At 52.1% G+C, this 23,802-nt stretch carries 24 protein-coding genes; 17 read left to right on the top strand and 7 right to left on the bottom strand.

What is annotated here, in order from left to right:
• Positions 1-45: 45 nt before the first annotated feature.
• The 5 genes from UM181_01375 to UM181_01355 all read left to right on the top strand — a co-directional run bounded on the left by UM181_01375 (position 46) and on the right by UM181_01355 (position 5,422).
• Positions 46-501: a PaaI family thioesterase gene (locus UM181_01375; protein ID WQC63291.1), complete on the top strand. Its 456-nt coding sequence runs from the start codon at positions 46-48 to the stop codon at positions 499-501.
• Positions 502-654: 153 nt separating this feature from the next.
• Positions 655-2,877, top strand: a complete 2,223-nt coding sequence (locus tag UM181_01370) for an NADP-dependent isocitrate dehydrogenase (protein ID WQC63290.1) — start codon at positions 655-657, stop codon at positions 2,875-2,877.
• 177 nt (positions 2,878-3,054) lie between these two features.
• Complete coding sequence (locus tag UM181_01365; GenBank protein ID WQC63289.1) at positions 3,055-3,882, top strand: Arm DNA-binding domain-containing protein; 828 nt, start codon at positions 3,055-3,057, stop codon at positions 3,880-3,882.
• Between the two features lie 221 nt (positions 3,883-4,103).
• Positions 4,104-4,532 (top strand): DUF6641 family protein, encoded by a 429-nt coding sequence (locus UM181_01360; GenBank protein WQC63288.1) that lies wholly within the window; start codon positions 4,104-4,106, stop codon positions 4,530-4,532.
• A 143-nt stretch (positions 4,533-4,675) separates the two neighbouring features.
• Positions 4,676-5,422: a YdcF family protein gene (locus UM181_01355; protein WQC63287.1), complete on the top strand. Its 747-nt coding sequence runs from the start codon at positions 4,676-4,678 to the stop codon at positions 5,420-5,422.
• Here the strand turns inward: UM181_01355 and metG are convergent.
• The 3 genes from metG to UM181_01340 all read right to left on the bottom strand — a co-directional run bounded on the left by metG (position 5,406) and on the right by UM181_01340 (position 9,217).
• Positions 5,406-7,142 (bottom strand): methionine--tRNA ligase, encoded by a 1,737-nt coding sequence (metG, locus tag UM181_01350; GenBank protein ID WQC63286.1) that lies wholly within the window; start codon positions 7,140-7,142, stop codon positions 5,406-5,408. The two genes, UM181_01355 and metG, sit on opposite strands and share 17 nt — an antisense overlap.
• A 106-nt stretch (positions 7,143-7,248) precedes the next feature.
• A complete protein-coding gene (locus UM181_01345) occupies positions 7,249-8,502 on the bottom strand; it encodes an MFS transporter (protein ID WQC63285.1) in 1,254 nt (417 codons plus the stop codon).
• Positions 8,503-8,584: 82 nt separating this feature from the next.
• The gene (locus UM181_01340; GenBank protein WQC63284.1) at positions 8,585-9,217 is read right to left on the bottom strand and encodes a hypothetical protein; all 633 of its coding nucleotides are present in this window, start codon (positions 9,215-9,217) and stop codon (positions 8,585-8,587) included.
• 180 nt (positions 9,218-9,397) lie between these two features.
• Between UM181_01340 and UM181_01335 the strand changes: the two genes are divergently transcribed.
• Together UM181_01335 and UM181_01330 are read left to right on the top strand one after the other, a co-directional pair.
• Entirely contained in the window at positions 9,398-10,444 is a 1,047-nt protein-coding gene (locus tag UM181_01335) for an aldo/keto reductase (protein WQC63283.1), read from the top strand.
• A 69-nt stretch (positions 10,445-10,513) separates the two neighbouring features.
• Entirely contained in the window at positions 10,514-11,416 is a 903-nt protein-coding gene (locus UM181_01330) for a DMT family transporter (GenBank protein WQC63282.1), read from the top strand.
• Between the two features lies 1 nt (position 11,417).
• Here the strand turns inward: UM181_01330 and UM181_01325 are convergent, their stop codons facing one another.
• Positions 11,418-12,119 (bottom strand): NUDIX hydrolase, encoded by a 702-nt coding sequence (locus UM181_01325; protein ID WQC63281.1) that lies wholly within the window; start codon positions 12,117-12,119, stop codon positions 11,418-11,420.
• Positions 12,116-12,529, bottom strand: a complete 414-nt coding sequence (locus UM181_01320) for a DUF983 domain-containing protein (protein ID WQC63280.1) — start codon at positions 12,527-12,529, stop codon at positions 12,116-12,118. The genes UM181_01325 and UM181_01320 overlap by 4 nt, the downstream gene beginning before the upstream one ends.
• A gap of 186 nt (positions 12,530-12,715) precedes the next feature.
• On the opposite strand from UM181_01320, the gene UM181_01315 reads away from it, so the two are divergent.
• Genes UM181_01315 through UM181_01300 form a run of 4 tightly spaced genes read left to right on the top strand, consistent with a single transcriptional unit; the run spans position 12,716 to position 14,674 of the window.
• Positions 12,716-13,204: a hypothetical protein gene (locus UM181_01315; GenBank protein WQC63279.1), complete on the top strand. Its 489-nt coding sequence runs from the start codon at positions 12,716-12,718 to the stop codon at positions 13,202-13,204.
• 26 nt (positions 13,205-13,230) lie between these two features.
• Positions 13,231-13,815 (top strand): sigma-70 family RNA polymerase sigma factor, encoded by a 585-nt coding sequence (locus tag UM181_01310; GenBank protein WQC63278.1) that lies wholly within the window; start codon positions 13,231-13,233, stop codon positions 13,813-13,815.
• Positions 13,802-14,200, top strand: a complete 399-nt coding sequence (locus UM181_01305) for a hypothetical protein (protein ID WQC63277.1) — start codon at positions 13,802-13,804, stop codon at positions 14,198-14,200. The genes UM181_01310 and UM181_01305 overlap by 14 nt, the downstream gene beginning before the upstream one ends.
• 3 nt (positions 14,201-14,203) lie before the next feature.
• A complete protein-coding gene (locus UM181_01300) occupies positions 14,204-14,674 on the top strand; it encodes a periplasmic heavy metal sensor (GenBank protein WQC63276.1) in 471 nt (156 codons plus the stop codon).
• A 9-nt stretch (positions 14,675-14,683) separates the two neighbouring features.
• Here the strand turns inward: UM181_01300 and UM181_01295 are convergent, their stop codons facing one another.
• Positions 14,684-16,963, bottom strand: coding sequence for an NADP-dependent malic enzyme (locus tag UM181_01295; protein ID WQC63275.1), 2,280 nt, complete (start codon positions 16,961-16,963; stop codon positions 14,684-14,686).
• Positions 16,964-17,098: 135 nt separating this feature from the next.
• Between UM181_01295 and UM181_01290 the strand changes: the two genes are divergently transcribed.
• Genes UM181_01290 through upp form a run of 6 tightly spaced genes read left to right on the top strand, consistent with a single transcriptional unit; the run spans position 17,099 to position 22,727 of the window.
• Positions 17,099-18,184 carry a cupin domain-containing protein gene (locus UM181_01290; GenBank protein ID WQC63274.1) on the top strand — a complete coding sequence of 362 codons (1,086 nt, stop codon included), beginning with the start codon at positions 17,099-17,101 and terminating at the stop codon, positions 18,182-18,184.
• A 19-nt stretch (positions 18,185-18,203) separates the two neighbouring features.
• Positions 18,204-18,599 carry a cytidine deaminase gene (locus tag UM181_01285; protein WQC63273.1) on the top strand — a complete coding sequence of 132 codons (396 nt, stop codon included), beginning with the start codon at positions 18,204-18,206 and terminating at the stop codon, positions 18,597-18,599.
• On the top strand, positions 18,596-19,906 hold the full coding sequence (locus UM181_01280) for a thymidine phosphorylase (protein ID WQC63272.1): 1,311 nt from the start codon (positions 18,596-18,598) through the stop codon (positions 19,904-19,906). The genes UM181_01285 and UM181_01280 overlap by 4 nt, the downstream gene beginning before the upstream one ends.
• Complete coding sequence (locus UM181_01275) at positions 19,907-21,115, top strand: phosphopentomutase (GenBank protein ID WQC63271.1); 1,209 nt, start codon at positions 19,907-19,909, stop codon at positions 21,113-21,115.
• Positions 21,112-22,098, top strand: coding sequence for an adenosine deaminase (locus tag UM181_01270; GenBank protein WQC63270.1), 987 nt, complete (start codon positions 21,112-21,114; stop codon positions 22,096-22,098). The genes UM181_01275 and UM181_01270 overlap by 4 nt, the downstream gene beginning before the upstream one ends.
• Positions 22,095-22,727 carry a uracil phosphoribosyltransferase gene (gene upp / locus UM181_01265; protein ID WQC63269.1) on the top strand — a complete coding sequence of 211 codons (633 nt, stop codon included), beginning with the start codon at positions 22,095-22,097 and terminating at the stop codon, positions 22,725-22,727. The genes UM181_01270 and upp overlap by 4 nt, the downstream gene beginning before the upstream one ends.
• 24 nt (positions 22,728-22,751) lie before the next feature.
• Here upp and UM181_01260 read toward each other — a convergent pair whose 3' ends face one another.
• Complete coding sequence (locus UM181_01260; protein WQC63268.1) at positions 22,752-23,765, bottom strand: hypothetical protein; 1,014 nt, start codon at positions 23,763-23,765, stop codon at positions 22,752-22,754.
• Between the last annotated feature and the right edge of the window lie 37 nt (positions 23,766-23,802).

The following is a 23,802-nucleotide window of genomic DNA, read 5'->3' as shown; positions in this document are numbered from 1 at the left end:
TAACCGCTGCTGGCGTCTATTAAACGAGCTTACGGGATACATTGAATGCAAGATTTAAACCCTGAGATTGCCCAATATATTCATGGGGATTACCAGACCCAAAATTTACTGAAGAGCTTTTCGGCTAAGATGACCAAATTGTCTTTAGGGCATGTTGAAATTGAAGCTCCCATTGCAGAGGCTATTTTAAATCAGCATGGGTTTGCGCATGCGGGGTTTGGCTTTTCTTTGGCGGATACGGCTGCTGGATATGCTGCAATCACGTATTTACCGCTGGGTCATAATATTCTGACGGTTGAGTCGAAAATCAATTATTTGGCGCCAGCAAAAGGTGACACGCTATGTGCGGTTGGGCGGGTTATCCGCCCCGGGCGCCGACTGTCTGTGGTGGTTGCGGATCTCTTTGCGATCACCGAAAAAACCCAACAAAAAATTGCGATTTTACAAACAACAATGATGCCGGTAGCACCTGAGGAGGCGCAAGGCGCGCGGTCTTTTTAAAGCGTTTTTCGAAAAGGCGTGGGCATCGATCGAGCGGCTGTTGGCCGCGCGGCCGGTTGACGTTTAGATTTAAGGTTTTTTACCAGCTCAGCCATTGGACAAACATCGGTGGATCCTCTAAAGCAACCGCAAAGCAGGAAAGAGGCGAGAGCGATGACTGAGAGCACAACCCCCGATATTATTTTTACAAAAGTAGATGAAGCACCCCAAATAGCATCTGTTTCGTTACTGCCGATTGTGCGCAGCTTTGCGGCGGCTGCAGGCGTTTCTATTGGAACAAAAGACATTTCTCTGGCGGGTCGGATCATCGCGATTTTTCCCGAAAATTTAACGGCGGAGCAACGCCAGGAAGATGATCTGGCGGCTTTGGGCCAGCTGGTCAAAACGGCTGAGGCCAACGTGATCAAATTGCCGAATATATCGGCTTCGGTCCCACAATTGGTGGCGGCGGTCAAAGAATTACAAGCGCAGGGTTATGATATTCCCGATTATCCTGAAAATCCGGCAAGCGATGCCGAAAAGCAAGTGCGCGCGAAATTTGATACGATCAAAGGCTCAGCGGTAAACCCGGTGCTGCGCGAGGGCAATTCGGATCGCCGCGCTGCCCGTGCGGTGAAAAAATATGCGATGGCCAATCCGCATTCCATGGGCGCGTGGAGCGCGTCGAGCAAAACCAGCGTGGCCAGTATGTCAATTGGGGATTTCAGATCGAATGAGCGCTCGGTTACGCTGAGCGCGGCGCAGGCAGGCCCGGCGCGGATCGAATTGGTCTGCGCGAATGGTAATGTTCAGGTGTTGAAAGACGGTTTAGACTTTCCAGAAGGTACGATTGTGGATGCCACCTTTATGTCGGCTAAAGCTTTAAGGCAGTTTTTGGATGGCCAAATCGAGGCAACAAAAAAAGACGGTGTTTTGTTTTCCTTGCACTTAAAAGCCACCATGATGAAAGTGTCGGACCCGATTATTTTCGGCCATGCAGTAAAAGCCTATTTGCAACCGGTTTTTGACCGTTTTGGTGATGTTTTACAGGCTGCGGCCATCAATCCTAATTCTGGGATTGGCGCGATGATCGAGGATATTCAATCACTTCCTGAAAAAGATCAGATAGAGGCCGCGATTGCGGATGTGTTGGCAGACCGCCCACCGCTTTATATGGTGAATTCGGATAAGGGTATCAGCAATTTGCACGTGCCCTCCGATGTGATTATTGATGCGTCGATGCCGGCTTTGATCCGCGCAGGTGGCAAAGGCTGGGGGCCCGATGGCGCTGAGGCGGATGCAAATTGCGTTATTCCAGACAGTTCTTATGCAGCGGTATACGAAGAGGCTGTTGAAGACTGCAAAAAGAACGGTGCGTTAGATCCAACGCGCGCGGGCACTGTACAAAATGTTGGCCTTATGGCGCAAAAAGCTGAAGAATACGGCTCGCATCCCACGACATTTGAAATTCCTGAAGAGGGCACCGTGAGAATGGTGTTCGCCAATGGTGATGTTTTGCACGAACAGCTCGTGGAAAAAGGTGATATTTGGCGCTCGGCCTCAACGCGTAAAGCGCCGATTGAAGATTGGGTAAAGCTGGCAATCGATCGACAAAAAGCTGAAAATTGCCAGGCGGTTTTCTGGCTGGATGAGGCGCGGGCGCATGATGCTGAGCTGATTGCTTATGTGCGCCCTTTATTGGCCGCTGCAGGCGTTTCTGATAAATTTGTGATTATGGCGCCGCGCGCCGCGACCCGCGCCAGTTTTGAAACAATCCGCGATGGGCGCAATACAATTGCTGTAACCGGAAATGTGCTGCGCGATTATCTAACCGATTTATTTCCGATCTTAGAGCTGGGCACATCTGCCAAAATGCTTTCGATCGTAAAGCTGATGAATGGCGGCGGCTTGTTCGAAACCGGAGCAGGGGGCTCGGCCCCCAAACACGTGCAGCAATTGATGGAAGAAAACCATCTACGCTGGGATTCCTTGGGGGAGTTTTGCGCCATTGGAGAAAGCTTTAATTTCTTGGCAGATGTAAAAGAAAATGCAAAAGCCAAAATTCTAGGTGATGCGGTGGATGCCGCTGTGCAAGGCGTTTTGGATCATAACAGATCGCCGATGCGCCGGGTTGGGCAGCCCGATAACCGCGACAGCCATTTTTACTTCGCTCTATATTGGGCTCAGGCGCTGGCCTCGCAAAAAGATGATGCAGATGTTGCGGCACATTTTACCCCGATTGCTGGGGCATTGGCGGAGAATGAAGCCACCATCATAGCCGAGCTGTCTGCGCTGCAAGGCAAAGCCGTGGATCTTGGGGGCTATTACAATATGGATGCTCAAAAATCCGAAGCCGCCATGCGCGGATCACAAACCTTTCTGGATATTATTGGTTAAACAATCATGGTGTCCGCCGCTCGCGGGCGCCTGATTTTATCTTTTTTTTAGCTAGACGTCTTTTTGGGTCATCCTACCGGCGCCATCATTTTTGCACCGCCGACTGAACATTTTTGGAATATGGACGTTACTTTCATTGAGGCAGGATAAATTTATCCGCCCCAGATGGAGTGTTTGATGCGTTTGACCGAGGAACTGATCGCAAGCTTACAGCGCAGCGGTCAATCACGGCATTTATATGATTCTGTGGTAGAGGGGCTTTGCCTCTCTATATCGGGTTCTGGTGCAAAAACTTGGTATCTTTGCTCTGAATTTTTGGGCGAAGACGAGCGTATTAAGCTGGGGGTGCATCCCAAGCTATCGGTAAAAGCGGCGCGCCTCAAAGCCAATCGAATTGACGCTTTGGCCGAGAATTTTGAACAAAAAAAACTTACCAGAACACCAATGCAGCCTGGCCAAGCGGTGCAGCCCATGCAAAAAAAACCCGCCCGCTACAGCCGGCCCATAGAACCAGCGCGGGCGTTTCAGCACCAAGAACAATCGCGTTTTTGTCAATCAGAGCAGCAACGCGAGCAAGCCGAGCTTCAGCTTCTTTGGAACACATATGAGGTTTCGCGCGATTTGCAGGTCTTGTCAGAGCTTTTGCGCAGCGGTCATTTGCAAAAGCATCCGCTTCCCGCTGGAATGGCAGAAGAGCTTGCTGCCTTTCTTGATCTTGCCAAACCACATGCGCAGGCGGCGCCTGACCGGGATGATGATCATATTTTCATGGCCTATTGGCGCCACACTGAATTGAAAACCGGATCAAACCCTTTGGTGCTTGACGAGGCGGCTCTTGCGGCCTGCGCCGATTTTATGGAGGCGATTGGCCGGCCGTGCTCGGGCGAAACGCTGCGGGGTCGCGTGTCTGAGCATTACGCCGATTGGCGGGTGCAAAATGAGGCACAGCTTCAAAAATCTGCGCAGGCTTTGAAAGGCTTGCCAAGCGGAGCGGCAGAACATTAGGGGGGCTATTTTTGTCAATAGTGCCCATTTTTGAACATAGGTAGCGCATGGCACCTGCGCGCTTGCCGCGATTCTTTACAATCAAGCTAAACAAATTCTTGGCAGCGCCGTATATTCGAGAAAGGCGTAGTTTTAGATGAGCCCGTCTCATAGGCGCGGTATCTAAAGGGTTTGGCTGCAATCAAAAGTTATTTTGGCTTTTGAGACATCAGGGTTAGGGTATGACGACGCATTTTAGTGCAAAATCAAATCACGGCGCAAAATCACAGGTCTTTGAGTCCTTCAATTTTGTTGTTGAGGATGCGGAAGATCATATACGCTTGATCCGAAAAAAACGCGATCAATTAACCAAGGATCTGGAAGAACAAATCCGTCTTTTAACCGATCGCACCTATCGTCCTGTGCGCTATACGTGGCGCAGTGATGTGAACGGTAATGTTAGAAAAGTGGAAGTGCCCCTTAAAATCAAACAATGGTGGCTGGAAACGCTGGATGGGACGATACAATTATCGGTGTTTTACAAAGGTCGGGCGATAGAATTACGGCAGGGCCGCCGCGCCATCAAAGTGGATGAGATGAAAGAGTTGGTGCCCACCCTTCAATTGTTACAACTTTCGGTCAAATTAGGCGATTTTGACAATTTAGTATGATCCAAAACAATAGGCCCATATTGTTTCAAAACCACGTGTAAAAAGAAACCGAGATTTAGAGAATGCGCTCGATGCAACGCCTTTTTGGATAAGGCATAAATCTGTTAGACAACTCTCGCAGGCGGGAAGAGCGGAATTTTTTGATGATATATGCGCATAAAATTTTACCGCTGTTTTTAAGCCCTTTGGGGCTGGCGCTTATTTGCCTGTTTTGCGCAATCTTGTTTCGCAAACGCCGGTTTTCAGGTTTCGCTTTGTTGATCTTATGGTTTGGATCTTTACCAGTTGTGTCGCAGACCCTTCTGGAAAAGTTGGAACAGGGCAGGGAGATATCTTCCGCAGACGCCGTCCCAAAGGCAGATGCAATCGTTGTGTTAAGCGGAATGCTGCGCGCGGTTTCGAGCGGTGATCGGGTTTTCTATGAATTCAATGATGCTGCAGACCGTTTATTTGCAGGGATTGATCTTATTGAGCATCAGAAAGCGCCTTTATTAATCCTCACACGGGGTCAACTGCCTTGGAGTAAGGGCGCGGCCGAGGGCGAGGTTTTGGCCGATTTAGCCAAGAAATACGGGGTTGATCCAAAACAAATCAGGCTGACGCCTCCGGTGCAGAACACCGATCAAGAAGCGCGCGCCATCGCTGCTTTAATGCCCCAAGAGCAACGCCGCATTGTTTTGGTAACCTCGGCGTTTCATATGCCGCGCGCCCAGCAGGTTTTTGCCGCGCAAGGTCTGATGATCCATCCGTATCCGGTAGATTTTCGCGCCACATATAAACAGGCCAACTTTCTAGATTTTTTGCCCACAGCAGAGGCCTTCGAAGAGACGTCTTTATGCGTTCGCGAAATGATCGGCCGCTTGTATTATAGGCTTAAATATCCTGATTAGCCTCGGCGCTTTGACCGCCGGAAAACCTTAATTTCCACTCTGCAGCTTCTTCATCACTAATTTTACGAAATGTCACATCTGGCACGCTGAACCCGTGCCCGGGTTGCAAACGGGTTAGGCTGGCTTCAACATCGCCATCCGGCCAGCGATCATCGCTGCTTTGCATTGCCGTCATCAGCGTGGCGCTGGCATCGGGAATAAACGGGCTAGACAAGACCGCATAGAAGCGGATGAGGTTCAGCGCCAAACGAATTTGCGCGGCGGCTTTTTCAGGGTCGGTTTTGAAGGTGGCCCAAGGGGCCGCGTTTTGCAGATATTCATTTCCGGCCACCCAGATCGCGCGCAATTCAGCCGCTGATTTGCGCACTTCCATGCGTTCCATCAGGTCTTCATACATGCGCAACCGGGCGGTTAAATCGGCGATCAGCTGCTTTTCCTCTGGCCCTAAACTGCCCCCTTCTGGAACCGCTTCACCAAATTTACTGCGGCAAAATTTTGTGACACGGCTGACAAAATTTCCCAACACATCCGCCAGATCTTTATTGACGCTGGCTTGAAAATTTTCCCAGGTGAATTCGGCATCCGAGCTTTCTGGTGCATGGCTTAGCAGCCACCAGCGCCAATAGTCTGCCGGTAATATCTCGAGCGCTTGATCCATAAAGACGCCGCGCCCGCGCGAGGTACTAAATTGCCCGCCATCATAATTCAAATAATTGAAAGATTTAATATAATCTACCAATTTCCAAGCCGCGCCCGACCCTAAAATTGTGGCCGGAAAAGAGAGCGTGTGGAAAGGTACATTATCTTTGCCCATAAACTGCGTATAGGTGACATCCTGCGCGCCTTTATCGGTGCGCCACCAGCGCTGCCAGTCGCTGCCTTTGCCGGCATCCTGCCATTCTTGCGCACAGGCAATATATTCGATCGGCGCATCAAACCAGACATAGAACACTTTGTCTTCCATGCCGGGCCAAGGATCTTCGCCTTTACGCACTGGAATGCCCCAATTTAAATCGCGGGTGATGCCGCGATCTTGCAAGCCATCGCCGTCATTTAGCCATTTTTTTGCGATTGAAACGGTTAAAAGCGGCCAATCGGTTTTACCATCAATCCAGGTTTGCAGCTGGTCGCGCATCTGGCTTTGGCGAAGGTAAAGATGTTTGGTTAGGCGCCGTTCTAGATCCGTTGCTCCGGATATCGTAGAGCGGGGGTTGATCAAATCGGCAGGGTCTAATTGTTTGGTGCACTCATCGCATTGATCGCCCCGCGCATCTTCAAATCCGCAATTCGGGCAGGTTCCCTCGATATAGCGATCGGGAAGGTAGCGGCCATCGGTGGGCGAATACATCTGGGTTTCTTGCACTTCCCGGATCAGGTTTGCATCGGCCAGTTTGCCGGCAAAATATTGCGTCAGCTTTTGGTTTTGCGGGCTGGATGATCTGCCGAAATGGTCAAATGATAGGCGAAATCCATTGGCAATTTTGGCCTGAATGGCGTGCAGCTCGGCGCAATATTCGGCCACAGGTTTGCCCGCTTTTGCCGCAGCCAGCTCGGCCGGGGTTCCATGCTCATCGGTTGCGCATAAGAACAGCACTTCATTGCCACGTGCCCTTTGATAACGCGCGAAAAGATCTGCAGGCAACTGGCTGCCAATGAGGTTGCCCAGATGTTTCACCCCGTTGATGTAGGGGATTGCCGATGTAATCAGGTGACGTGTCATGCTGGCCTCATTCTTAGCTGGCCCTTCCTCTAGACTAAGTTCGCGGTCGGGGAAAGAGCATGCCGCGTTTTGCTAAAGGTCCGCATGGGCAGGTCATGGTGCCATTTTAATGTTCATCCGTTTTAGAGCGCACAGAGTTGCCGCGCTCTCTGCTGCTGCCCAATAAGCGGCCAATGGTGAATGTGGTGCGCGGGGCATATACATAGGGTGTTTTTTCGGTGGCTGTTGGCCGCACTCGCATACGGTTGAGGCCAAAAATCACCAAAGCCACATGCCCCAGCGCAATAAGAATGAATAAGGCTGCGGGTCCAAAGGATGAAATCAATTGCGAGGCGATAAAGGGCGCCGCGATCGCGCCTAAGGCAAAAAAGAACAGCAGCGCTGCGGATAATTCAACTCGTTCTTCCGAGCTGGCAAAATCATGCGCATGCGCAGTGGCCACCGAATAGATGGGAAAAGTGGTGAAACCGAACAAAGCGGCCATAATCAGAACCACGGTGATGTTGCTGTTGCTGAAGCTGGCGGTGAGGATGCAGCTGAGGATTGCAGCAATAGACAGCCAGATCAAAACCCATCGCCGATCATATTTATCTGCCAGCCAGCCGATTGGATATTGCGCGATTGCGCCCCCCAAAACAAACGTTGCCAGAAAATAGCCAAGTTGCGCGGCGCTTAAGCCTATTTCATTGCCATAGACGGGCCCGACCATTCGAAAAGATGCACCTGATAAGGCCGCGACCAAAACTCCTGCGGCGGCAAGGGGAGAACGCTGTATTGCAAGAGAGGGGCGCAACCGGGGTGCGCTGGGTGTTGCCGGTTGTTGAACCGTGGTCAAGGTTAAGGGGATCAGCGTGGCGCAGCATAGCAGCGCCAAGATATTATAGGAAACATAGCTTGCTGCGGGCAAAACGCTGATAAGCAATTGCGCGCCCAGCGAGCCACCCAGATCAACAATGCGATAGGTGGCCATCGCGCGACCGCGCGTGCTATTGGTAACCTTGGCTTGCATCCAAGCTTCAACCACCGTGTAGCAGCCTGCAATACACAGGCCTGAAGCGATGCGCATACCCGCCCATGCATAAGGATCAAGCACCAGCATATGCGCCAATAATCCGATGGCTCCGGTGGCGGTAAACGCTGCAAATGCACGCGAATGGCCAACCTTGCCCATCACTCTTGGCGCCCACCAGCAGCCAATTAGAAATCCAAAAAAATGCGCAGAACCGAGCAAGCCAATTTGCTGGGTGGTAAATCCCAAGGCAAAGCCCGATAAGGCATCAAGCGGACCGAGGCCGCCCGTAGAGGTTTGCAGCAACACAACGGATAGAAAAAGTGCCGCAAAAGAAAGTAAAAGTCTCATAAATTTCTATTTGCCGCTTTTCGGGCGGCGCTACTAGCATATAGTCGACATTGGCGGTCGTTAATGCGCGTTAATGTATGATTTAGGTCATGGCAGTGAAACAATAATCAGGGGTTTGCGCGATATGCCAAGCGCGCGGTGGTGCGCGCCGCGCCTTTAAGCGCTTGAGCTGCCAGCCGGGTTGCTCTTCTGTGCTGTCTGGTTGCAAAAGCCATCGTGTTTCAACCCCTGCCGCACCACCTTTATCGGGGGTTAATAGCACCCCAAGCGGCGGCGCTTTTGCGCTGTATTTTGCGCCGGTTTCTGCTGCCAAATGTAACCGGCGTACCGGCGTGAGCGCTGGATAGTCGTTCAAATCTGCAACCACCAAAGGGACAACACCGCTGCGCAAGGCTTCTTCCATACACCACAGGCTGTCCACTGGCCGCTGCGGTGTGGCAAAAAGCAGCCGGGCCGGATCCAAAAAAGGCTGTATCCCGTCTGGGTTCGGGCGCTGTGTTTCATATTGGGGCGTGATCCATAAAATTGGCCCCGAAAGCTGTGCTGCGAGCATCAGGGCAAAGCTGCGCCTGGCGCGTCCGGCGCATTCATGCACCCGCCCTAAATCTAAGCGGATATCCAGATTTTGAGTCTGAAAGGGAGCGATTTGGGGCCGCGTGCTGCGATTTTGTCGAGTCAGTAAGTTAATATCCATAATGCCTTTATATATGTTCATGATTTGTTCTCAATAAAAATAAGCTATAATATCGATGGTTTGCGCATCACATAACACCCTGCTGTCAGCGTGAAACTTTTCATCGGGCCCGCAGATTTTTCATCGGGTCTTTACGATTGATTGCACTTTCCAGTGAAATGATAGATCACTGTTAAACCAGTCGGTTAAGGAGATTTTGGTATGAAAATGAATGCGATGGGCCGCAGCGGGCTTTATGTATCCGAGCTTTGTCTGGGAACGATGACCTTCGGCAGCCAAACCTCTGAGGCCGATGGGCATGCCCAAATTGATTTTGCGCTGGGAAATGGAATAAATTTCATCGATACGGCTGAAATGTATCCGGTCAACCCAATTGCCAAAGAAACAATAGGCCGCACCGAAGAAATTATTGGCACCTGGAACGCCAAAAACCCTGCGCGGCGTGATGCGTATATTCTGGCAACCAAACATTCTGGAGAAGGTTTGGGCTATGTGCGCGATGGCGCGCCGATCAGCGCTGCGACCATTGCCGAAACGATTGAGGGTAACCTTCGCCGTTTGCAAACCGATTATATTGATCTGTATCAATTTCATTGGCCCAATCGGGGATCTTATATGTTCCGTAAGAATTGGTCCTATGATCCTTCATCGCAGAACCGAACCGAAACGCTTGCCAATATGCAAGAGTGTCTTGAGGCGCTTCAAAGCCAAGTGGATAAAGGTAATATTCGCCATTTTGGGCTTTCAAATGAAAGCGCATGGGGCACCGCACAATGGTTGCGCCTTGCCGAGGATCGGGGGCTGCCCCGCGTGGCCACAATGCAGAATGAATATTCGCTTCTCTGCCGACTATATGACACGGATTTGGCGGAATTAAGCGTGAATGAAGATGTCGGGTTACTGGCCTTTTCTCCGTTGGCGACCGGGCTGCTGACAGGAAAATATCAAGACGGCGCTATACCCGATGCGTCCCGCTTGTCGTTAAGCCATGATCTGGGCGGGCGGATGACGCCGCGCGTTTTGCCCGCCGTTGCGGCATATTTAAAAGTTGCACAGCGCCATCAGGTTGATCCTGTTCACATGGCATTGGCATGGTGTCGCACCCGCCCCTTCATGTGTTCGGCAATTTTTGGCGCAACGCAATTTGATCAATTGAAATGGGCGCTAGGCTCGGTAGATATCACGCTTTCGCCAGAGTGTCTGGCGGATATCGCCGATGTTCATAAGGCGCATCCAATGCCCTATTGAGGTGACTATGGCGTTGCGTTTTCGAATAATCTGTTGAAATTGGCTGAAAGAAGTGATGTTTGAAACGCTATGGAACTTTGGATTATCGCAACTTTGCTGGCCTCTACGTTTCAAACGCTTCGCTTTACGCTACAAAAAATCTTAAGCAGCGACGCGTTAAGCGCAACAGGCGCCACATTCGCTCGGTTTTGTTACGCCTTGCCGTTTTTGACTGTCGGCTTGGCAGTGTATTTTGGGATGAATGCGATCGCATTTCCCGCCTTGAACGCACGGCTTTTGGTATATGCGGGCGTCGGTGGCCTGACCCAAATATTTGCAACCTTATGCGTGCTTTCCATGTTTAAATACCGCAATTTTGCGGTCGGGATTACGTTTAAGAAAACCGAAGTCATTTTGGTTGCGCTGGTGGGGTTTGTGCTGCTGGGGGAAGGCATTTCCAGTCTGGGCTTTGGGGCTATCCTTTTGGGGCTGATCGGTCTTCTACTCCTGTCTAAACAGCCACTTTCGGGGCAGGGCGACGGAAGTAGGTGGATCAATCGAGCCTCTGCATTGGGATTGGCCTCTGGTTTGCTCTTTGCTATTTCAGGGGTGTGCTATCGCGCCGCGAGCTTAGAATTGCCTTATGAGCAGCCTTTTTTACGCGCCGCTGTGAGCCTTTTTGTTGTGATTGTGTTTCAAACCTGCGTGATGGGGGTTTGGATGGGGTTGCGCGAGCCATCCCAACTGCGCGCCGTCTGGCACGCCCGTAAAACCGCGCTTTGGGTTGGGGTCACCGGTTTGTTAGGATCACTTGGCTGGTTTACAGCTTTTACGTTGCAAACGGCCGCTTATGTAAAAGGCTTGGGGCAGATCGAATTGCTTTTCAGCCTGTGCGTTTCGATTTTGTTTTTTCAAGAGCGCGTGAGCCGTCGAGAAGTATTTGGCATTTTGTTTTTGGGCTTAAGCGTTTTGGGGGTAATCTTTGCTGCCTAGTTTACTCGTTTAAGCTTACATCACGGCCTTTGAGTCTTAAAAATTGACTTTCCTCATCTTTATTTTTGAAAAAGGGCACCGAATCCGGCGGGGCAGGCGCATCCAAGCGCCCCGCAATTTCAGCCATAACGACCTCGGTGATAAAGGGTAAATCAAAGCTGCGCGCGTGCTCTAACGGCACCCATTGCAAATGCGATAACTCATCTGAAGCGGCAGAAAAATCATCCAGATCGCTTTGTAAGAAGGCCGCGTCTAATAGAAAAAACCGCGCATCAAAACGCCGGGGTCGCCCGGGCGGAGTAATGGCGCGAAACACGAATTGTAATGGCTCGGCAATCGGTCGATAGCCCTCGGTCGCAAAGGCCTGCCACCCATCGGGGACCGGATCTGGCCAAGCGGCCTGTTTTCCCAAGATTTGTCCGGTCTCTTCGAACAGTTCCCGAATAGCCGCAGCGCAAAGGGCCTGCGCCGAGGGCCCCTCTGACTCTTCGCTGAGCCTGTCTTTGCAGGGGCTTGATATCTCGCTCAAAAGTGGAACTGCCGCGTCTTGCGGATCAACAGCGCCGCCCGGAAACACAAATTTGTTCGGCATGAAGGCGGCTTGCGCGCCTCTTTGCCCCATTAGAACCTTCGGCGCGCTAGCGCGATCGCGCAGCACGATCACCGTGGCTGCGGGGCGGATGGCAGTTTTATCCTGAATCATGTATTTTCAGAGTTCCTTGCGTTTTCTTCATGGCCAAAACCATGCATGTAGCGGGCCCATTGCACTGCGATGATAACGCCCTTGAGACGTGGCAGAAGATAAAGCGACAAGGCCAAACAGCCAACCGTAAAAATGCTGAGCATAACCAGTGGCTCCAATCGCCAGGTTACGAAGGTAAAGTGCAATAAGGGCGCCATGATATGCGCCACAATTAAAATTGTCAGATAAGCGGGCCCATCATCCGCCCTGTGATGGAACAGATCTTGGCGACAGACGGTACATTTTGGGCGCACGCTCAGATAATTTTTGAACAGCGCGCCTTGGCCACAATTTGGGCATTTGCGGCGCCAGCCAAACCCCATAGAACGCCAAATTGGGCGAGTGTCGGGCTCAAATATAGGGTTTGGCATCTCAATCCTTCGCGGCGCCGAGGTTTTGCTTTTGCAACGGTCTAAAGCTTGGGGGGACAAATGTCTTTGCGGCTCTGTGTCGCAATTTTTTTTTTAAACTCAGCGACGGAAACCTTATGCCGCTGCGTTTCATATATATTGCCATCTGGTGGACTGCGCGCAGCCACCCTTATTTAGGAGAATGAAATGTCACTTAAATCCCATATCATATTTACGCTCGCTTTGGCTATAATTGGCAGCTCTGTTGCCGCTTCAGAACCAAAGCCTGACTGCCTTGAAAGTGAAGTATCAGAGGGCGCAGCTGGCGTGAATCGGACTGAAATTTCTTGTTTGGAAACCGCAAAGGCCCGCGGCAGGCTGCAATTTAAAAATTTTGACACCGATGCGAACCTGTCCATTTCCAGTCAGGAATTGGTTGCCGGCTTGTCGCAAGGCGTGGATCGGCGCGCTGCATTAATTATGAAGCGCTTTGACGTTAACAGTGATGGATCGCTGAGCCAAGAAGAGGTAAAGCACGCCAAAGCCCTAAGACAAAGCGGAGGTTTTTTTAAGCGGCTTGATCACAACCAAGATGGCGTTATTGATGAGGCCGAATTTGCGGTCTTTGAAAAGCACCAACTGAAAAAGCGCCCTCACAAGCAGGGTTGGTTTGGAAAAAATAAACCGGCTGATTAAAGAAATATTGCTCTGGAGTCGTGCCTATGCCGTCTCAAACACCTGATCAGTTGGATGACACCGCTCTTCTGGCAGCCTATGCGAAAGGGATGCCAGAGGCTGCGCGCATTTTGACCGAGCGTTTGATGCCAAAGCTTTATGCGCAAGCCTATCATCGGCTGCAAAATGCGGCGGATGCCGAGGATATTGCGCAAGAGGCGATGCTTCGGCTGTGGAAAATTGCGCCGAACTGGCAAAGCGGACGGGCAAAAATTAGCACATGGCTCTATCAAGTGGTCGCCAATTTGTGCAAGGATCGCGGCCGCAAGCCGCCAATGACGGCATTGGAAGAGGCGCCAGAGCCGATCGATCCCCGCTTGGCTGTTGATGCGCGCTTGCAAGATGAACGCCGCGCGTCGGCGCTTTATAAGGCGCTGGATCAGTTGCCCCCACGGCAGGCTCAAGCCCTTCGTATGCGGCATTTGGATGAGCTGTCAAACCCAGAGATTGCCGCAATAATGGCCGTAAGTATTGAAGCTGTTGAAAGTTTATTGGCGCGTGGGCGGCGCCAGCTAAAGACCTGCTTAGAAGCTGAAATTTCTGCCTTAGGATATCGTGATGAAAAAAGTTGAAGATCAAAACCATGAAGATCTAGAGGCGTTTTTTCTATCGGCGCAACGGGCGCTTCCCGCCCCCTCAGATCAGCTGAGGGACCGCGTTTTGCAAAATGCTCAGGCCTTGACGGCTAGGCAGGGGGCAGAAAAGTCCGATAGCAATGGCTCCGATATTGGTTTTCTGGGCGGCTTATCAGGTTTTTGGTCAAATTTTTGGTCTGGTCTTGGCGGCCTTAAAGGCTGGGCCAGTTTGGTTGTGATCGCTGGTTTGAGCTTTCAATTTGGTGGGGTAGCGCCAGAGGTTGAGGCGCAAATCTATGATATGATATCGGGTCAAAATGAGCGTGTGTTTGAGAGCTCTGATCCGTTTGAAGATCTCTATTTGACATATTTGGAGGGATAAGAGATGTCACAACACCCAAAGCAAAGTGGCGCGCCAAAGCGCTTTTGGAAAGTACTTCTTGGCGCTTCATTGGCGCTTAATATCGCCGTTGCGGGGGTTTTAGCGGGGGCGTTTTGGCGCCATAATCCAGAGCATCGGCGCGATGCTGGTGGATCCCGCCAAGCTATGTCGCCGTATTTTCGTGCGCTTGAGCCAGAACAACGGCGCGCCATCGGTAAGCAATTTCGGGCAGGCCGCGATGAAAAATCCAAATTGGCTGCGCAAATACAATTTGAGGCCGCCATCCGCTTATTGCGCCAAACGCCTTTTAGGGCTGCAGAATTTGATGCGGTTATGCAGCAACAAATCGCAGGAGCGTCGCAGCGGCTGCAACGCGCGCAGAGCAACCTATCCGCCTCTATAATCGGGATGAGCGCGCAGGAGCGCAGCGCCTATGCAGATCGTCTTCAAGCTGCTTTGCAGCACCGCCGCTAGAGCGGCGTTTTATTCATAGCTTTTGACATCCGTGCCAGCGATTGCGGCTAAATTTAACAATCCCCGCGCCGTCACCGAGGGGTTGGCAATATGCGCCTTATTGCCCATACCCATCAATATAGGCCCAACTTCAAGCCCTCCGGCGCGCATTTTAAGAATATTGCGCACCCCAGAGGCGGCATCTGCATTGGCAAATATCAGCACATTTGCGGCCCCCTGTAAGCGGTTTTCTGGCAGCAATCTGGCCCGCAGTTCTGGATCTAACGCCGTATCGATATTCATTTCGCCCTCATAGGTAAACGTCACCTTTTCGGTATCGAGAATATCCAATGCTTGGCGCATTTTCTTGCCAGTCTCGCTGTTCAGATTTCCAAATTGTGATTGCGAGCACAGCGCGACTTGTGGCTCTATGCCAAAACGGCGCACATGGCGCGCGGCCCCTTTGGCGGTTTGGGCAATTTGCATGGGGGTGGGATCCGCCCAGACGTGGGTGTCTGCGATGAACAGAGGCCCGTCTTCTAAAATCATCAAAGACAGCGCGCCGCTTGGCGATAAGGTTTTGCTGCCTAAAATTTGCTCGATATAATTCAGATGCCATCTGAATTCGCCCACAGCGCCACAGATCAGGCTATCAGCCTCTCCGCGATGTACCATAACAGCGCCAATCGCAGTGGTGTTTGTGCGCATGATCGATTTTGCAAGATCTGGGCTGACGCCACGGCGGGCCAATAGCGAGTGATAACTGGTCCAGTAATCGCGATACCGATCATCTTGTTGCGGATTGACGATGTTAAAATCCCGATCAGGGCGGATATCCAGCCCCAGCCTTTCACAACGTTGCTGAATCACTTCGGGGCGGCCTATGACGATGGGAACTTCGCTGGTTTCTTCCAAAACGGCCTGAGCGGCGCGCAGCACCCGCTCGTCTTCGCCCTCGGCAAACACAATCCGTCGAGCGCTGCTTGAGGCGGCCTCAAACACCGGCCGCATCAAAAATGCCGATTTGACAACGGTTTGTTTTAACGCATCGCGATACGCGTCAATATCTTTGATCGGCTGCGTGGCAACCCCGCTTTGCATCGCGGCTTCTGCTACAGCGCTTGAGACCACGCTCGACAAGCGCGGATCAAACGGTTTCGGGATCAGATAATTTGGGCCAAATGTCAGCGTTTCACCCTTATAGGCGGCAGCGGCTTCCGCGCTTGTCGTGGCCCGCGCAAGCTCTGCAATACCTTGAATGCAGGCCACCTGCATTGCGTCATTAATCTCGGTTGCGCCCACATCCAAGGCCCCGCGAAAAATGAATGGAAAGCATAGGACATTGTTAACTTGATTGGGGAAATCGCTTCTACCGGTGGCAATGATGGCATCTGGGGCGACAGCGAGCGCGTCGGCCGGCATAATCTCGGGATTTGGGTTCGCAAGCGCAAAAATAATCGGTTGCGCATTCATTTGTTTAACCAAATCTGGGTGCAGAACATTCGGCCCAGAAAGGCCTAAGAACATATCAGCGCCTTCAATAACTTCGTCAAGGCTGCGCATCTCACTGGCCTGCGCAAAGGCCGCCTTTTGTGGGTTCATATCGATATCGCGGCCCTGATAAACCAAACCATGTAGATCGCATAGCCAGATATTGCTGCGCTTAACACCGAGCTTCATCAGCATATTTAGACAGGCGATGCCCGCAGCGCCGCCGCCTGTTGAAACGATTTTAATATCTTCAAAGGATTTATTTGCCACATAAAGCGCGTTGGTTGCCGCCGCTCCAACAACAATTGCCGTGCCGTGTTGATCATCGTGAAACACGGGTATTCCCATGCGCTCACGGCAGATCTTCTCTACGATAAAGCAATCAGGCGCCTTGATATCTTCCAGATTGATGGCGCCAAATGTGGGCTCAAGCGCGCAAACAATTTCGGCAAGTTTTTCCGGATCGCTTTCATTCACCTCAATGTCAAAGCAATCAATATTTGCAAATTTTTTGAATAAAACCGCCTTGCCTTCCATCACGGGCTTTGAGGCTAAGGCGCCGGTATTTCCCAAGCCCAATACGGCAGATCCGTTGCTGATCACGGCAACCAGATTGCCCCGTGCGGTATAGCGGCTGGCGGCCAGCGGATCTTTTTGAATTTCGATAGAGGCCTCCGCAACGCCCGGCGAATAGGCGCGGGCCAGGTCTCGACCATTGGCCAGCGGCTTGGTGGCGCGCACTTCTAATTTTCCCGGTTTTGGAAATTCATGGTAATTTAATGCAGCCTGGCGCAGATTATCGGCGGTTGGATCGCTCATATCCATAACTCCCATTTTCAATTCTAGTTTAATATTAAACTAAATTTACAGGGAGGGAAAGTTGCAAGTTCTTGCGTCTCTGGTCTTGTTTTGTATCCTCGCCTTGCGCAAAGTGCCGATAAGAAGCGAGGCGAGATGACAATACGTTCAGAAGTGGTGTTACCCAGCACCAATCTTAGTGAGGATATTTCCTTCTTCACCAAACAATTGGGGCTGCGTATGGAGATGATTTATCCTGCGGATGACCCGCGCGTGGTCGTGCTGTCGGGCCATGGCTTAAGGCTGCGCATCGAACAGGGTGGCAGCGCTGCCCCTGGCCTTTTGCGTCTGCTCAGCGCCACGCCTGATTTGATCGCAGGGGGTGCACGGCGGTTAACAGCGCCAAATGGCACCCGGATTGAGATCGAAAACAATGAAACGCCTTTGATCCTGCCTGAAACCCAGCATAAATTTGTGGTGCGCCGCTTGGCAGATCAAGCCCCTTGGGTGATTGGGCGGGCGGGCATGCAGTATCGTGATTTGATCCCCGACCGGTTGGGCGGATCGATCATCGCCAGCCATATTCGCATCCCAGATGGGGGCCCTGTGCCGGATATGGTGCATTATCACACGGTGGGGTTTCAGTTGATTTTCTGTTACCGTGGCTGGGTGGATTTGGTTTATGAGGATCAAGGCGCGCCATTTCGCTTATATGCTGGAAATTGCGTGATCCAGCCACCTGAAATTCGGCATAAAGTGTTGTTCGCCAGCGATAATATTGAAGTGATAGAGATCGGAGTGCCCGCCGAACATATCACCACCATAGATCATGAGATGCAGCTGCCCAATGGCCCGGCCAATCCGAAACGTCGTTTCAGCGGCCAACAATTTGTTCATCACCGCGCCGATGCGGCGCGGTGGATGCCAAGCCGTTTGGCCGGCTTTGATAGCCGTGATACAACGATTGCAGCGCATACTCAAAACGTCGCCGGCGTGCATGTCTTGAAAGCCAATGGCGCCCCGTGTCAACGCGTATCTCACAATGCTGATATTCTGTTCAGCTTTGTCATGGAGGGGGCCATGACCCTGCAGGCTGAGGGTCAGCAATCCGTGCAGTTAACCCCGGGCGATGCGTTCGTGATCCCGCCGGGCATGCTTAGCCAGTATCTTGAAATTAGTGAAGATTGCGAATTGCTTGAAGTTGCGCTACCGGGAAATTTCACCACAGATGCCCCGCAATAATCGATAGGAAAAGTAAAAAATGGCTTTAAAGCAAGCTGCATTGAAAATCAGAGAAAATGCCTATGCCCCCTATTCTGGATTTCAGGTCGGTGTTGCGCTGAGGAGCAGTTCGGGGGAAGTTTACACCGGCGTGAATGTTGAAAATGCGGCCTATCCCGAAGGCACATGCGCTGAAGCGGGCGCGATTGCCCGCATGATTGCGGCTGGGGATCGAAAAATTACTGCTGTTTATGTGGTGGCTGATGGGGCAGAGCCAGTGCCCCCTTGCGGTGGATGCCGTCAAAAGCTGGCCGAGTTTTCTGCGCCTGACGTGCCTGTTACGATGGCCACGATCTCAGGAATTGAGAAAACATTGACGGTGGCGCAATTATTGCCCGGAGCCTTTACGCCTGAGCATATGGATCATCTTGGATGAGCTTTGATGCACGCTCTATCATCGCGCAGGTGCGCGAAGGTCATGCGCCCTCTGGCGCAGCGATGGCTTGGTTTGCCCAAGGCTTGGCAGATCATACGGTAAGCGATGCGCAAGCCGCCGCTTTTGCCATGGCCGTTTGTCTCAAAGGATTGCCGTTTGACAGCCGCGTAGATTTGACCCGCGCCATGCGCGATAGTGGCCCGGTTTTGCACTGGGATTTGGACGGTCCGGTTTTGGATAAGCATTCAACGGGCGGTGTTGGCGATTGTGTTTCGTTGGTTTTGGCGCCGCTTTTGGCTTCTGCAGGGGTGTTTGTCCCGATGATTTCTGGGCGGGGCTTGGGCCATACCGGGGGCACTTTAGACAAATTGCAGGCCATTCCGGGACTGTCAGTTCAGGTTGAAAAACCGCAATTTGACCGCCTTTTAAAAGAGGTAGGCTGCGCGATTGTTAGCGCTGGTGCGGCCTTGGCACCCGCGGATAAGCGCCTTTATGCCATTCGCGATGTGACCTCTACGGTCGATAGCCTGGATCTGATTACCGCGTCTATTTTATCAAAAAAATTGGCGGCGGGATTGGATGGGCTGATTTTGGATGTGAAATGCGGCAGCGGCGCGTTTATGAAAACGCCCGACCAGGCGCGGGTTCTCGGGCAATCGCTTGTGCGCACGGCGGGCCAGGCCGGATGCAATACGATCGCGTTGATCAGCGATATGAACCAACCTTTGGCACCGGCCTTGGGCAATGCGCTTGAATTGGTCGAGGTGATGCAGGTGCTGTGTGAGGGCAAAGCAGGGCGGTTGCGGGAGTTAACGCTGCAATTGGGGGGCGAGCTTTTATGCGCCAATCGGCTTTTTAAATCTTTTGAGGCGGCGCAGGAAGATTTGGCAAACCGGCTGGATAGCGGGCAGGCAGCGGAAAAATTCGGCCAGATGATAGCGCTGATGGGGGGACCTCGCGGTTTTGTTGAGAACTGGCAGCGGTTTTTGCCTGAAGCGCCGGTTATTCGCGAGATATACGCAGCGCGTGAGGGATATATAACCGCGTGGGATAGCGAAGCGTTGGGCCTAAGCGTGGTGCAGCTTGGCGGCGGGCGGCAAGTTGAAAGTGATATTATTGACCCTTCGGTTGGGCTGAGTGACGTTTTGCCAATTGGCAGCAAGGTCATCGCGGGCATGCCGGTGGCGCGGGTGCATGCAAACCGCGTTGGCCCGGCCGATAAAATCGGCGAAACTGTTCGCAATGCGTTGAGTATGGGCGAAATCGCTCTGCCGGCGGCGCCTCTGGTTTTGGAACGGGTAGGGTAAATGGGGCGGTGCTTTCTTGTTGTTTTAGATTCTGTTGGTATCGGCGGCGCGCCCGACGCAGATCAATTTTTCAATATTGACCTGCCGGATACGGGGTCCAATACGCTGCTGCATATTGCCCAAGCTTGCGATAAAGGGCAGGGAGATCGGGGCCGAAAAGGACCTTTGCAGCTTCCCAATTTAGATCGGCTGGGCCTTGGCGCAGCGGTAGAACTGGCCTGCGGTCAGCGCCCGCCCAATCTTTTGGCTGTGCCCGAAGGTGCTTGGGGCGCGGCCAGCGAAATCTCGTTTGGCAAAGATACGCCCTCTGGTCATTGGGAATTGGCTGGCTTGCCCGTGCCTTGGCAATGGCACAGCTTTCCAAGAGCCCAGCCTGCCTTTCCGGATGCACTGGTCGCCGAAGTCTGTGCAATAGCTGGTACCTCAGGTATTTTGGGTAATTGCCACGCATCGGGAACCGAAATTTTGCAAGATCTTGGCGCGGCCCATTGTGAAACTGGCCAGCCTATTTGTTACACATCTTCCGATAGCGTTTTTCAGATTGCGGCGCATGAACAGCATTTTGGCCTAGAGCGTCTCTATGATTTATGCGCAAAAATTGCGCCACGGTTGCACGCGATGCGGGTGGGGCGCGTGATCGCGCGCCCGTTTGCTGGCGAAATTGGGGCATTTGAGCGGACGGGAAATCGAAAAGATTATGCGATGACACCCCCGCAACCGGTCTTGAGCAATTGGCTACAAGACGCGGGTCATCCGGTCATTGGAATTGGTAAAATCAGCGATATTTTTTCGGGCCAAGGGTTAGATCACAGTCTGACAGGCTCTGATATGGTTTTGATGCAACATCTTAAGGATCAATTTGCACAAGCTGCAGATGGCAGCTTTGTCTTTGCAAATTTTGTTGAGTTTGACAGCCTCTACGGGCATCGACGGGATGTCGCGGGATATGCGCGCGCTTTAGAGTGGTTTGATCGCGCATTGGCATCGCTTTTGGCCGCTATGAAACCCGATGATTTGTTGATATTGACCGCGGATCATGGCAATGACCCCACGTGGCCGGGCACGGATCATACCCGCGAGCGGGTGCCTGTTCTTTGCGCGGGTATGGGCCCAAAGCCCCTTGGCTTACTTGGCTTCGAAGATGTTGCAGCAACAGTAGCCACGTATTTAAACGTAACCCCGAAAGGGCAGGGAAAGAGTTTTCTATGAGCGTTGCCGAATGTCAAAAAATTGAGTTGCATCTGCATCTAGAAGGCGCGGCTCCACCGCATTTCATCCGCCGCTTGGCCGATGAAAAAAATATCAACCTTCAAGGTGTGTTTGATCCAGCTGGAAATTATATTTTCCAAAATTTTGAACAATTCCTTCGGGTCTATGAAGCCGCCACCACGGTGTTGAAAAGCCCCGAGGATTTTTACCGCCTAACGGCCGAGGTCCTTTCACAAAGCGCCGCTCAAGGGGTGATTTATTCCGAGCTCTTTCTCTCTCCCTATTTTTGCGGTGGCAGTGATTTAGGGGCCTGGGCAGACTATTTGGCCGCGATCGAGCAAGCTGCCCTCGAAACGCAACGAAAAACTGGGATTAGGAGCCGCGGCATTGTCACCTGTATTCGCCATTTTGGTCCAGATTTAGCCAAAAAAGCCGCGTATTGCGCGGCCGAGACTGCAGGAGATTACATCGTTGGCTTCGGGATGGCCGGCGATGAGCTGCAAGGAAAACAAGGGGATTTTTCCTACAGTTTTGATATGGCGCGCGAAGCGCAGTTGCAACTCACCACGCATGCCGGAGAATGGGGTGGCCCAGAAAGCGTGCGGCAGGCTGTCAGGGATCTGAATGTTGCGCGCATCGGGCATGGGGTTCAAGTGATCGAAGATCCAGAGCTTGTTGCCGAAATTACAGCGCGCGAAATTGTTTTGGAAATCTGTCCGGGATCAAATGTGGCGCTGGGCGTGTTTCCGAGCCTTGCCAAGCATCCAATACAAAAATTACGTGACGCTGGCGTGTTGATCACGGTTTCTACCGATGATCCGCCTTTTTTTCATACTGATATGAAGCAGGAATACACAAACCTCGCCGAAACTTTTGGTTGGGGTGCAAAAGACTTTTTGGCCTTGAACATCACGGCTGCGCAGGCCGCCTTTTGCGATATTGAAACGAAACAGATACTCTTAAAAGCATTGGAGAGCGCATGAGTGATCATTTAACAATCGTTGACCATCCTTTGGTACAGCATAAACTGACCCTGATGCGGGACAAAACACGCTCGACAGCTGAGTTTCGTCAATTGTTGCGCGAGATCAGCCAGCTCTTGGCCTACGAAGTCACACGCAGCCTTGCCTTAGCCACGAAAACCATCGAAACGCCAATGCAAACCATGCAGGCACCAGTTTTGGAAGGTAAAAAACTGGCTTTGATTTCGATCCTAAGAGCTGGAAATGGCCTATTAGACGGGGTGCTTGAGCTGATCCCTTCGGCGCGCGTTGGTTTTGTTGGCCTTTATCGCGATGAAGAGACTTTGCAGCCCGTGCAATATTATTTCAAAGTCCCCGAAAGCTTAGAGGATCGGTTGGTGATCGCGGTAGATCCTATGCTTGCCACGGGCAATTCTTCGGTGGCTGCTATTGATTTGCTGAAACAAGCGGGGGCTAAAAATATTCGTTTTTTATGCCTGTTGGCGGCACCAGAGGGGGTGAAACGCATGGCCGAGGCGCATCCTGATGTGCCTATCGTTACGGCTTCACTCGACAGCCATTTAAACGAACAGGGTTATATCGTGCCCGGGCTTGGCGATGCTGGGGATCGCATGTTTGGCACCAAGTAGCTATGCGCCTTTGGGGGCGTTGGCCTAGCCGCCGCAAAGGCTTTGCAGGCGCACCCAATACGCATCCTGTAAGCTTGGCTTAAATTGCTCAGTTTGGCCGTGATCAATCAAGTCGGCGGTTTGCTCCCCCGTTAGGTCAACCGCATAAGCATAAGGGATAGGCGAGATGCCTTTGGCTGCAAATCGCGTTTTAAGATCTGTATAATCAATGCGATGCGGGTCTGTGAGCAGCAACGATTGGGCATAATTTGTCAGCGTTGCTTCGGGCAGTTTTCCAGTTGTGAGAAGGCGGAACACGTTCAGCGTTCCGACAAAGGATAAAAGGCTTTGCAAGCTGTCTTGTTGTTCTGAGCGCAGCTGTTCCGCCAGAATATAGCCTGCTAAAACATCGGGATCCTCATAATCTTCAACCAAGGTTCTACCGATCAGCATTAAAGAGCCGGGAAGGTGGCGGGTGGTGTCCAGCCCGCTTGGCAGCACCAAAAGTGCGTCGCTGCGCGCGAGCAAGCGCTGGCTTAACTGGCGCAGGGCAGGCTGTGCAAAATTTGAGGCGCAGGGCGGACCTGTGAACCCGCTCATATGATTGAGCAGCGATTGGCCGATTTCCACGCGTTTGACCTCGGGCATAATTTGCACCGCATATTGAATAACCGCTTTGGGCAGCCAGAAAACCACCAGCGCTGCGATCAATGTGAGAACGGTGAGGAACATGCCCAGCCGCAACCGCCCAGGCTTGGGGCGACGGCGATCGATGACGCGTCTTAAAGTTTCGATCGCCTCGACCATCGCCACCTCATCTTCGGGAAGCTCCAGACTTTCGGTCTTGTCGCCCTCGGGGTGATAGAGCGCGGGCACGAGACCGGGATTGACGCGGGTAATCGCGGCGAGTGACCAATGCGCAAGCGCTTTTTCTTGCGAATCTGTAATCACAAGCGTTGCGTCACCGATTGAAACGATCACATCGCGCCTTTGACCCTGGTCGCTTTCACGCCAGACCCCCACGGCTTCAAGCCGCGCATATTTTTGCAACGCCGTCATGTGCTCGGGCTATTCCGCCGCCTCGTTTTTTAGACCT

Source organism: Alphaproteobacteria bacterium US3C007 (assembly GCA_034423775.1).
Lineage (GTDB): Bacteria > Pseudomonadota > Alphaproteobacteria > Rhodobacterales > Rhodobacteraceae > Thalassovivens > Thalassovivens spotae.
This window is presented reverse-complemented; position numbering and strand designations above follow the sequence as displayed.